General features: G+C 42.7%; 9 protein-coding genes and 2 pseudogenes. 1 reads left to right on the forward strand and 10 read right to left on the reverse strand.

Annotated elements, in window-relative coordinates; all coding sequences use genetic code 11:
• The 6 genes and pseudogenes from AC1DLM_RS32985 to AC1DLM_RS33010 all read right to left on the reverse strand — a co-directional run.
• Nucleotides 1-185: pseudogene (locus tag AC1DLM_RS32985) on the reverse strand (phage tail protein); the annotation flags it as partial.
• 87 nt (nucleotides 186-272) lie between these two features.
• Complete coding sequence (locus tag AC1DLM_RS32990; protein WP_477572345.1) at nucleotides 273-875, reverse strand: class I SAM-dependent methyltransferase; 603 nt, start codon at nucleotides 873-875, stop codon at nucleotides 273-275.
• 74 nt (nucleotides 876-949) lie between these two features.
• A complete protein-coding gene (locus AC1DLM_RS32995; RefSeq protein ID WP_477572346.1) occupies nucleotides 950-1612 on the reverse strand; it encodes a serine/threonine protein kinase in 663 nt (220 codons plus the stop codon).
• 206 nt (nucleotides 1613-1818) lie between these two features.
• Complete coding sequence (locus AC1DLM_RS33000) at nucleotides 1819-3363, reverse strand: extracellular solute-binding protein (protein WP_477572347.1); 1545 nt, start codon at nucleotides 3361-3363, stop codon at nucleotides 1819-1821.
• Nucleotides 3364-3422: 59 nt separating this feature from the next.
• A complete protein-coding gene (locus AC1DLM_RS33005; protein WP_477572348.1) occupies nucleotides 3423-4289 on the reverse strand; it encodes a carbohydrate ABC transporter permease in 867 nt (288 codons plus the stop codon).
• Nucleotides 4290-4305: 16 nt separating this feature from the next.
• Nucleotides 4306-5157, reverse strand: a complete 852-nt coding sequence (locus tag AC1DLM_RS33010; RefSeq protein ID WP_477572352.1) for an ABC transporter permease — start codon at nucleotides 5155-5157, stop codon at nucleotides 4306-4308.
• Nucleotides 5158-5532: 375 nt separating this feature from the next.
• Here AC1DLM_RS33010 and AC1DLM_RS33015 point away from each other — a divergent pair, with 375 nt between their 5' ends.
• Nucleotides 5533-7800 carry a helix-turn-helix domain-containing protein gene (locus AC1DLM_RS33015; protein WP_477572349.1) on the forward strand — a complete coding sequence of 756 codons (2268 nt, stop codon included), beginning with the start codon at nucleotides 5533-5535 and terminating at the stop codon, nucleotides 7798-7800.
• Between the two features lie 77 nt (nucleotides 7801-7877).
• Here the strand turns inward: AC1DLM_RS33015 and AC1DLM_RS33020 are convergent, their stop codons facing one another.
• The 4 genes and pseudogenes from AC1DLM_RS33020 to AC1DLM_RS33035 all read right to left on the reverse strand — a co-directional run.
• A complete protein-coding gene (locus tag AC1DLM_RS33020; RefSeq protein ID WP_441990101.1) occupies nucleotides 7878-8711 on the reverse strand; it encodes a LamG-like jellyroll fold domain-containing protein in 834 nt (277 codons plus the stop codon).
• Nucleotides 8712-9087: 376 nt separating this feature from the next.
• Nucleotides 9088-9427, reverse strand: a pseudogene (locus tag AC1DLM_RS33025) (pyridoxal-phosphate dependent enzyme); the annotation flags it as partial.
• A 231-nt stretch (nucleotides 9428-9658) separates the two neighbouring features.
• The gene (locus tag AC1DLM_RS33030) at nucleotides 9659-10879 is read right to left on the reverse strand and encodes a Fic family protein (protein ID WP_477572350.1); all 1221 of its coding nucleotides are present in this window, start codon (nucleotides 10877-10879) and stop codon (nucleotides 9659-9661) included.
• Nucleotides 10880-11363: 484 nt separating this feature from the next.
• A partial coding sequence (locus tag AC1DLM_RS33035) for a phage tail protein (RefSeq protein WP_477572351.1) occupies nucleotides 11364-11762 on the reverse strand: 399 nt, incomplete at its 5' end.

An 11762-nucleotide genomic window follows, 5' to 3' on the forward strand; every position in this document is an offset into this window, starting at 1 on the left:
AAAATTTGGTTCACATAATCAAGGTTCTCCTGACTTTCGCTAGCGGGTATAACCGTAAATTCATGTTTGTATTTGTTCATAAAGTAACGGGCTTCATTCGCACGTAAACCAGCAAGCGCTTCTACGACAGGTGAAGACTCTAAACCTACTGTAGATACATTTTTAAAATCAACGATATACGACATTTACATCCCTCGTTTTCTCTCACTATTTCCTATTATTATACCAAAAATGAATTCAATATAAACATTTGCGTTTGGGAAGTGGCAAGTTTACTTTTGCGAATCAAGAATAAACATAGATGCATCTTGCCCCATGAATATGTTGCTTCCCTGATAAAACGTTTTCGATTGAATATTCTTGTAACCTATCTTAGCCATAACGTCAGTTAGCTTCTCCTGATTAAATCCGTTATGAACCATATCGGAAACTACTCTTTCGTTTTTATCAAAGTCCACGATTAGTAAATGTCCTCCTTTATTGAGAACCTCAAATAATCTGGATAAAACGAATTCAACATCCGGAATATGGAGGAGAACCTGTGCCATAAAAATATAATCCGCATGCAAATCCGATAAACCTTCCTTTTCAAAATCAAAGCATAATGTAGTTGCATGCTGAATATGTAAATCAGAAATTTTCTGGTTTAGCTGCGTAATCATGTTTGGTGAAGTATCTAGAAACAACATCGAATTAAACTCGTTTAACAAATTCATCCCGACAAGACCGGTTCCACACCCAAAATCAATCGCGTTCTTATGATTAGCGTCAACGACATATTCACGAATGGCATCTGAGGATACCTTGGCAATTTGAATTCTTTCAGGCGTGTCGTATACATTAGCTATCATTTCAAACTTATCCGTATTTCCCATTATTATCTCTCCTATCCTCACGGCAAAAATACAAAAGGGAGCTGGCCGCGGCAAGCTCCTGTAATTATACCATTTTACATACCCTTCTTATGTAACTCACCTGAAGGTCGGGCCCATCTGCGGTATTTCCGATATCCTCGGCGCACGAGGTGCAGCAAGAACTCTGGGATCGGCATCCTGCGCAGCCATGGGAAATAAAAGCGATCATAGGCACGCTTCAAATCGTCCCACATCGAGCAATCGTCATCTTTCAAGAAATCCGATACGTCGACGACCAAACCTCTGCCATTGTGCTGCATGACATTMTTACCATGCACATCATGCGGTGTCAGTCCTCGGCTTACCGCGTACTTCAGCGCTTCATCGATATCGTTCAGCACTTGACGCTTAATCGGGATGCCGCGCAACAAACTTTGATACAGCGTTACACCCGTTAATCGACGCAGCGCAAGATAAGTATCACCTGCATGCAAACATTCGGAATAAGCTGGGTGCTTGCCCAGCCGTCGATATATTTCTTTCTCATCCTCTATCCCCGGCCGTCCAGGTGCGTACACTTTCACCACCATATCCGGATAGCTTGGATGCATCAGCACAGCCGCATAATTACCCGCACCGACTAGCTGCCACGGCTTAGGGACACTGTAAACGACGATCGGGTCATAAGGCCGCTCACTGGCAATCTGCAAATTCGGAAGCAATTGTCCTTCAATTACTTCAATCCAGTGTTTCTGCACGCACCTGTCACCCCCATCTGTTATTTGGTGGTATTATATAAAAATATGAAGCAATATGCTAGATAAAAATAATATGGTTACATGACTTAACCGATCGATCAGTCCGTATAGCATAAGCTTATACAATTCGCCGACTTTGGCTTTATATTCGGTGCCAAGGCACTTCGAAAAGTCAAAAAAAGACCCTAAGTAGGGTCTCTTCAACTTTATTTTTTCAAAGCCCGATCATACGCTCTTTTGTAAATGTCCACCATTTTATCAACGCCTAACGCTTTCATGTCACTCACATATTTCGGCCAATCTTCCAGACTGCGTTCACCAACGATGAATTTGGAAATATTCTCATCGCGCTTCTTCATAATTGTATCCCCAGAGAGAGAGAGGGTTTCCATCTCTGCGCTTGTGAAAGCTGGACGAGGCTGCTGCAGACTATCATATTTCGGCGCTTCCTGATAAGCCTTCTGCAGCTCAGGTGATGAGAGGGATAGATGAGCATCATAATCGAACCACGCATAGGTGCCGTCCGTAGAAATACCGGTTTTCTTTCTCATGTCCGCTACATCCGCATATTTCTCAATGAACTGCTTCTTGCCATTTTCCGTTTTGTAAGTGACGCCTTCTTTTCCCCAGCTGGCTAGCGTTTTACCTTCCTCACTATAGAAGAAATCCATGAACTTCATAATCTCTTTGATTTTTTTCGAAGATGTCGCAATCATGAAGCCTTCGTCCAAATATTGCGTGAACGCATTTTTGGCAGGCGCACCTGCCAATCCGGCCGGGGCTCCCATGAAAGCCAGATTAAAATCAGGTTTATCCTTGCGCAATGCCGAGTTGAAGAAGTCAATCCGTCCGATGTAATCGACTGTAACAAAGGCTCGCTCCGTGGACATTAGGTCCTGCCATAGCTTCGTATCTGCAGACAAGAAATCGGGAGGAATGAGGCCTTCTTTATAAAATTTATTTAAATACACAATCATTTGCTTGTAATTGTCTTCCAGCGGACCATAGCGCCATTCTTTTTTATCAAAATCATAGTACACATCTGAACTCGTGCCAAAGGTTGCAGCGAAATTCAGGAGACGCTGCAAACCGTTCCGAAATGAAAGCGGATAGCTCTTCGGATAAGTTTCCTTTATTTTCTTAAGCGCTGCATACAATTCATCCCACGTTTTTGGCTCGGAAAGCCCAAGCTTCTTAAATACATCGTCACGATACATCCAAATCATGCGATTCGTTTCCCCGATTCCCGCATTCGGGAACATATACATTTTGCCATCCGACGAAATCGTGTTTTGCGTATCAACCGGATATTTTTCCATCCATTTTTTCAAGTTCGGCATCTCGTTTACATAATCCAAAATATTAACCAGCGCACCTTGTTGTCCGTACTTATCTGCCAGCTTTTTGTCCTGCGTCATCATCATATCCGGCAAATTGCCCGAGGCAATTGTAACACTTAACGCGTCATCCAGCTTTCCAGAAGGCAGCTGCACATTTAAGGAGACACCTGTTTTCTCTTCAATTAATTTCCAAGCAATATTATCTTTATTGTAAGGCCAGCTTGGATTCGAATAATTGAGCACATTAAAGGTTTGTTTGACCACTTGCGCAGGAGCTGAAGCTGTTGTCCCCGCACTGGCAGAAGGCACTGCCGTCGATGTCTCGTTCGTACTCGTCGAACAACCGGCGATTGCCGTCATAGATAGTCCCAAAGCTAAACAAATTGACAACCCTCTTACTGTTTTATTCATAGAACCCATCTCCCTTTTCATTTGTTTAGACCCGCAGCCTTGATATTACTGAACATGAACTAACCTTTCACCGAACCGATCATCACCCCCTTGACGAAGTATTTTTGCAKAAATGGATAGACAAGGAGGATCGGTACAGTGGAAACAAGGATCGTTGTAAATTTCAATGCATCATCAACGACCAAATTATCGCCGCCTACGCTGGATACGTTAGCTGAGTTGATCTGCCCCTGCAAGACGATATTGCGTAGAACAACTTGCAGCGGGAACATATCCTGGTTGCGCAGGTAAAGTAAGGCGGAATAAAAGTTATTCCAGATGCCAACGGCATAGAAAAGTCCAATGGTGGCAAGCACCGCTTTGGAAAGCGGCAGCACGAGCCGAAAGAAAATACCGATATCGGTCAATCCGTCAATTTTACCCGATTCCTCGAGCTCTTTGGGCATTGCGGAGAAAAAAGTTCGCATTACGATGAGATTCCACGTACTGACGGCCGTAGGCAGCACCATAGCCCACAGGCTATCTACCAAGCCGTAGCTTTTGACAACCAGGAAGGTCGGAATCATACCACCGCTGAAAAACATCGTAAACACAATGAGCAGTGTAAACAGCTTGTGATGCGGCAACTCCTTTTTAGATATCGCGAACGCACCCATAGCTGTCATAATTAGCGAGACCAAGGTCCCGACTAGTACATATCGAATGGTATTGATATAGGCGGAGGAAATACGCGGATCGTGTAAGACAATTTTGTACATTTCCACGTTGAATCCTTTTGGCCAAAGCGTAATCTCGCCTTTTAAAATGTGCGTGCTATCACTGAACGAGACCGCCATCATATATACAAAGGGGTACAACGTTGCGGCGACGACCCCAAGCAGCACAAGGATGATCAGGATGTCAGCCAAACCAAATTTCGTTTTCATAATGAGTACCTCCTTTCTACCACAAGCTGGTCTCGCCGACTTTACGACTGATCCAGTTGGCCGAGTATATGAAGACTAAACTGACGATCCCAGTAAAGAAGTCGATAGCCGTTGCGTAGCTATAATTCCCTTGACCGATCCCTGTCCGGTACACATAAGTGCTGATAATATCAGCCGTTTCATAAATGGCGGGATTATAGAGCAGAAACACTTTTTCGAAACCGATATCGAGGACGTGCCCAACATTCAGAATAAAGACGATCACGATGGCCGGCGCAATGCCTGGGAGCGTGACATTCGCTATTTTCCTCCACCTGCTCGCACCATCCATTTCCGCCGCTTCATACAACTGAGGATCAATCGACGTCAAAGCTGCCAAATAAATGATGGTCTCCCAGCCCACATGCTGCCAGATTTCCGAAATGACATAGACCGAGCGGAACATCCCGGGCATCACCATGAAGTTAATTGGTTCAAAGCCGAAAACTTGAATCAGGTGGTTGACGATACCACTGGAAGGCGAAAGGAACATGAGCACCATGCTCGCAGCCACTACATTAGATATAAAATGGGGCAAGTAACTAACCGTTTGTACAAATCGTTTGAAGAACGCATGCCTCGCTTCATTCAGGAGCAACGCCAATAGAATCGGTGCAAGGAACCCAAAGATTAGCCTGTAGATCCCGAGCATAAACGTGTTGTAGATGAGCTTAAAGAAGTCGGGATTTTCCCAAAACAACTTATAATACTTGAATCCGACCCACTCACTTGCCCAGATACCCTTAAACAAATTGTAATTTTTTAAAGAAATGACCAAGCCGAACATAGGAACGTACTTAAAAAGTAAATAAAACAGCAAGGTAGGCATGAAGAGGAGAAATAAGTATTTCCCTCGTTTCCACTGCTTCAGATAGGTACTTCTTTTCGACCGGAGATTCGCTTGCGAAATAGGCGTCTGTGTCGTGGCGGCCGATGGGCTCGTACGCAATAGTCATCTCTCCTTTTCTCAATGTGGGTTGCCCCTTCTGGTTATTAAGGCTCTGTATCGACAAGCCCATCGTATCCGAAAATCACCATGCCGACTATCCACTTCCTCATCGACTCATTCGCAAATTTCTCTAAATCGAGAATAATAATAAGAATCGTAAAAATTCATATAAGGAATTGTAAATTTTTTTCTCACACCATGGATTTCACCATGCTATAATTTCCACATACTACAGGCTAGCGAAAGGAGACGACAATGCAAACAACTTATGTCCCTAGAAAAAGATACAGCACCTCCTTGTTCTACCGACTATTAATCAGTTTCATTATCATCATTTTGCTGCTCGTATCCTTTAATGTGGCCTCCTTTACCTTCTTTCGAAGCAGTATTCGCGAAGAAATTATTAAGAACAGCTCTCTGAATCTCGAGACGACCGTAGCCAGCTATGAAAAAAACATTTCGTTAATTAAAAGTCTGCTGGTCAGCTCATACTTCAACACCCATACCGAAGCGCTCAAAAATAATCCGCAGAAGCTCGACTTTTATATTTCAAGTCAGGTTCAACGCGAGCTGCAAAATGTGTTAGCGAACAATCAGCTTTCTTTATATAACATCATCTATTACTTTCCGAACCGTGATTTTGTTATCGATAAAGATGGGTCCCGAGATGCGCAAATGATGTTCAGCAAATTTTATACGTCCCCCACGTATCCAGAGCAGTTCTGGTCGACGGAAACCGGAAAATCTTCGCTCTCCTTCCGTGTGTACCCTTCTGCGGAATTTCAAGAAAGTACAAGCTTCTCTACTAGAAGCTTTGGGACCTTTAATCCTGTTCTTTTCAAAAGCGCCGCAACGGACGGCTTCGCCATCATAGCGTTACTAGACAGCGATCAAATGTTTGAGGCCTACAGCCATTTTCAAGCAGATTCCAACTTCTACATTCTGGATGACGCTGGGGGCGAAACGTATGCCGTAACCAGTCGGAAAATTCCATTGCAATTGAAGCCACATACTGACAGCTCCGGCTATTATTTGGAAGGCACCAATTATTATTTCTACAAACAAGGTGCAGTGACCGGAAACACCTATGTGCTGATCGTGCCTTTCGCTACAATTTCCGAACAGTTCTTTAAGCTGAATGTGTTTATGATTGGGCTGATATTCCTTTCTGTTATCATCGGAGTCGGCATTTCAATTCTCTTTGCCAAACGGTTCAACAATCCGCTCAACACGATCATCAGCTCCATTCAACAAATGGATCGCCCCCAGAGCGTCCCCTTTGTAAGTCCGATTCGCGAGTTCAACGTTATTAGTCAGAAGCTGCATGATTTATTTTTGACCAATGAAACAATTAACCGGGACTTACTAAGCAAAAATTCCCTGCTCAAGCACTACGCCTACTTAAATAAGGTGAAAATGATTCACACCGATATTGAGGACGCGAAAATTTCCATTGATTCCGATAAACCCTATGTCATCGTGTTGTACCAGCTCATGTATATCGACAACCAGTTAGCCGCTATGGACATGGATCCTAATCGCGCTTCCTATTACATCAAGGAATTCGTGCAATCGCAGTTTATTCAGGCCTATAAAGACGCCTTGACCTTCCAAATTGAGAAGGATCAAATTCTGACGATTATTTTTACAAACGATTCCGAGCTTTCCGTATTAGACAATCTACTGCTCGATATTAAAAAAATATTTGAGCTGGATGCTTCCTATTGTTCCGTCACCATTGCCGTGAGTCCTGTCCATGACAATGCGTTTATTTTCAACGAGGCTTTTGAAAACACGCTGCTTTTAGCCAAACAACGGAAGCTTGGGGATGGTGTCCAAATCATTCGGGAAAAAGAGATTTTACCCCCGGATCTCTGGCTTACACCGGCTAACATGAAAGAATTTACCGCAAATTTGACTTCCGGTAACCCCGCGATCACCATTCCTATCGTTTCAAAAACGTTAGAGCTTGCCGTCAAACGCGGCGCTTCCTACGCGCAAATCCATGACCTTGCCAAGGAAATTGTCAATTTGATTATTAAAACACTCTATTCGAGCCATAATCCAATATCCTTGCTAGATGATAAGAGGAGCCCCGCGGATATTCTTAAGAATTGCCGTACGCTAGAACAATTTCAGCAGTTTTTCAAGGAAATTCTGACACAGTCCGCCTCCGATATTCGTCAGAAGAAAGAAGCGACCGACCACATTACCAGTTTCGTAACGAACTACGTCAATGAGCATTTCGGCAGCGATCTATCGCTGGACTTGTTAGCGGATAAGCTCAACATTACAGGCGCATATTTGTCGACCTATTTTAAAGAAAAGACGGAGATCAATTTTAGCGATTATGTCAATACCGTGCGCATGAATAAAGCGATGGAGCTGCTAGAGAAGACGGATCTCAAAATTCAGGACGTCTCTACGCTTGTCGGCTATTACACGATTGCTTCCTTCAACCGCATGTTTAAAAAGCATACTGGCATTACGCCGAGCGAGTTCAGGCGAGCTCGGTTCCATTAAAAAAAGGACGATCCCGACCGAAATGCATTCGGGGATCGTCCTTTTCACTTTTGTGCTGCGTTAGTCCTCAGCTACGCTTAATTGGTCATCGTGCTGTAATGCGCTGCCAGTTTGGTAGGCGTCAGCTCATAATCGTACACGGCAACTTTGCCGATCGCGCCTTGGAAGTACGATGCAAGATCTCGCGTGGCAATCCGCATCGGGGCCGTACCGTTTCCAGGTACGATGCTGTAGTCGGACAGCTTGTCTTGATCACGCAGGACACCGTTTTTAAACACCTTTGTGTAGCCTGTCGGGTACGTCGTGCTCGTATTCACGGTGTTGATAACCAAGGTGTAGTGAATCCATTGACCCGCGGTCACCGTATCCTGGAAGTAGGAGCCTGCGCCTAAGCCACCGCTTAAGTTAAACGAATAGCCGCTGATACGATTTGGACGGTTTTCGGTGTTTGTCTGATTGTACATTCTAGCCACCCAAGAATGCTGTCCGGACGTCCCCTTGCCCATCCAATGCACATACCCGCTGCTCTCATAGTTTGTAAATTGCAACGTATCCGGCCGCATCCAGGCCTCAACGGTCAAGATGCCTGTGCGCGTAACCTCCAGATAATCGTTGTCAGGGATTGTAAAATACTGATTCGTTCCGTTGAATACCGGAGCTGCATCCCCATTCGGCATCGTGGTGTCAGTCGGGCTTCCAGTAAACGTACCGTTCAAACCGTTCCCCGATTGATCAGCCGTGACCGTGGAGGATAAAGGCCAATATCCAACGGGATTGTCAGCTAGTACGGCCGTGTCGTAGGTGGAGGTTGCATGTACGAATGAAGATACATTGAAACAGGCAGAAAGTAGGAAGGCAGTCATCAAAGAAACCGCTAGCTTGGACATACGAATTGATAAAGCGTTACTCATTGTCAATCGTCTCCTCTCCTATTGGCAAATCACTTGCTTGGTTGCACTTGCGCTAGTTATACCGCGGCCGTTCAATTCCCTCCCTTCTCCGTCGTTATTTTCATCTTATCGGGAAAGGGCTTACTTCAAAATGGCTTGCTTTTGGGATCATGATGAAATCTTAATCCAGCCAAACAATTCGTCATAATCGATAAAATTGCGAAGCACGGGTGCTCATGTCAAACCTTATTAATCGTATAGAAAAAAGCGTCCATTGCCCTTGTGATCCACACGGCCTTTGATAACCCGAGAAACGAGGAAAAGACGCCCCACTGGACTTCCTTTCCTTCATGTAAGTCTGCATACATGTATTGTACTAACTGATGCATCCGTTACACTATTTCAGCATTTGATACACTTGCTCAACATCCTTATCCCCGCGACCAGACAGATTAACGATAATGATCTGATCTTGACCCATTGTCGGTGCCAGCTTCTTCGCGTATAGCAACCGCATGTGCGCTTTCCAGTGCTGGGATAATTCCCTCTGTGCGGGACAATTCTTGGAAGGCTTCCAACACTTCCTCATTGGTGACCGTTGCGTATTCTGCGCGGCCCGTCACCTTCAGATGGTTATGCTCCGGCCCAATGCCAGGGTAATCAAGGCCCGCCGCGATCGAATAGGTCTTCTTCGGTTTGCCTTCTTCGTCTAGCAACACTAGACACTTAAAGCCGACAGTCATTATGCCCTTAAACTTATTTAAGTTTAGAAGCTTTAGCGTATCCTTCTGCGGTTTATTCCTGGCTAGGATCGGCACAATGGGTCCAATGCTACTGCTGCCGCTATTATTTCAGAATGTGCAGTAAAGTGACTAATCTAATTACGGCTGTCTCAAAAGAAAATGGCGTACGACCTCATTTCTGGGATCGTACGCCATATGATGGCCCTGTATTCAGTAAGCAGCTGTTCATTCCTCGAAGTATTTATGTCTAATACAGAAATATGCCGGCCTTTCTCCTTCTTGTTCCACTAGTGAGAAGTCGAGTAACTCTTTAACTATTTTCCTTATTGTTACTGCCGACTTTTCAAATATTTCAGTTAAGTCACTCACTGTCAGGCCACTACTAGAATCAAAGAAATGATTTTGGGCCAAAACAAACATAATATCTTTATGATTTTTCGTTAAACCCTGTAACTTTGGCTCACCGTCTAACTTCTTCAATGCCAAATTTAGCAACAGACTTTTTTCTTTCAATTCTGTATTCATCTGCTTAAGAGTTTCAATAATAATTTCTAGAAACGTTTCAATAAAACTATTCATTTCCCCTCTGCTTCTAATACTATTAGAAATTTCAAAAGCCTCAAGGTATTTAGTTTTATACTTATTACACCCTCTAGATAACGATAATGTAGAGATATTTCCTAGGTTCTTTGACAAGTACATACTACTAATAAATCTAGAAGTCCTTCCGTTTCCGTCATAAAAAGGATGTATGTAACCAAAATAATAATGGCTAACTGCCACTTTTATTAAATTAGGTATGTCAGAATCATTATTTATGAAGTTTAATAATCTCTCGGTCAGACTAATTATTTCTGATTCTGGTGTAATTCCTTGATGAACAACCTTACCACTACCTGATTTTTTCAAAATATAAGTAGTTTCTTTTCTAAAAATCTCCCCATCAGGAAGTTCCTGCGAGTCTATTTCTCCTTGTGTAATATCATCATATATTTTTCTAATATCTTTTGAGGTTTGAGGAAACTCAAACTCATCAAGCAGACGGAAGTATGATTTTATCATGCTCTCGAATCTCTTCTTTGACTTTTTGTTAAATATTACATCCTTAGTGCTTCTAACGATTTGTTCTCTACTACTTCTTATTCCCTCTAACTCGTTTGTATTATACAATTCCTCCGAGATGCACTCGATAATAAATTGTTTCTGTGCTACTTTCGGCAGATTTCCAAAGGTAGTGTTAAACTCCCTCGAAATTATGCAAAGCTCACTAATCATCCTAATCATTTTGTTTGTCGGTACATAATATAATTCATAATAAGTAGACTGATCCATAGGTTTAATATGCATTCCAAACTTCACGGTAGAATGATAGTTAAATCTCTCCTCATAAACTTTATTAAATTCACTAGCACTAGTTTCATGGAAGATCTTATGTGCATGTCTCATCTATTCACCGCCGATTTACTATTTACAAGTAATTTTTACACACTAAATCGGTATTGTCTAGTCCTATGTATAAAAATATCTCATTTTTTACACTTAGATCCTAACTTATTAGATAGAATTAATCCAATACTTTTATATTTGCACCACAAATACAACGTCCATTCCCATTCATCTTAACTTTCACCTCTCTCTTGCACGCAGGACATACAACCTTCATATTTAACACCTCTGTATAAAAAGTGTTATTAGTCTTAACATAAGAAGAAATCTATATACCCCAAATAATATCTCTCCCCACATAGGGGAATTTACTTTATTCATATGCATGATTGTGGAAATTATTTATAGGAAGTTACTTGCGGATTAGTTCCCAAACATGTGAAAGTTTCAATAAAAGTACAAAAGGGCTGCCTCTCGGCAGTCCTTTACACGGTTATATTTATTCAAAACCACAATTTGACCATATCTTATCACACTTGAAACTTTAATATTGCCCTTTAATGACAAAGAACGAACCCCGAATGGTTCCAGCCAGTTTCGACTTCTGTCTAGCAAACTTAAACTTCGGCTCTAACTCCTTGGGAATCTCCATCCCCTCAGAAAGCTTAAAACCAACAGCCCGCTTCTTAGGGTCATCAACAGTGTACATGACATTAATCCCAAGACCATCCTCATAAAAGACGTAGGTAAACTGAATGTTTTCCACTTGAAAACGCGATGTTTCTAGAGGTTTGGCCGCGAACGCAATATCACGTTCTTTCAAAATTTGGTTCACATAATCAAGGTTCTCCTGACTTTCGCTAGCGGGTATAACCGTAAATTCATGTTTGTATTTGTTCATAAAGTAACGGGCTTCATTCGCACGTAAACCAGCAAGCGCTTC

Source organism: Paenibacillus sp. 01T442, from assembly GCF_056398345.1.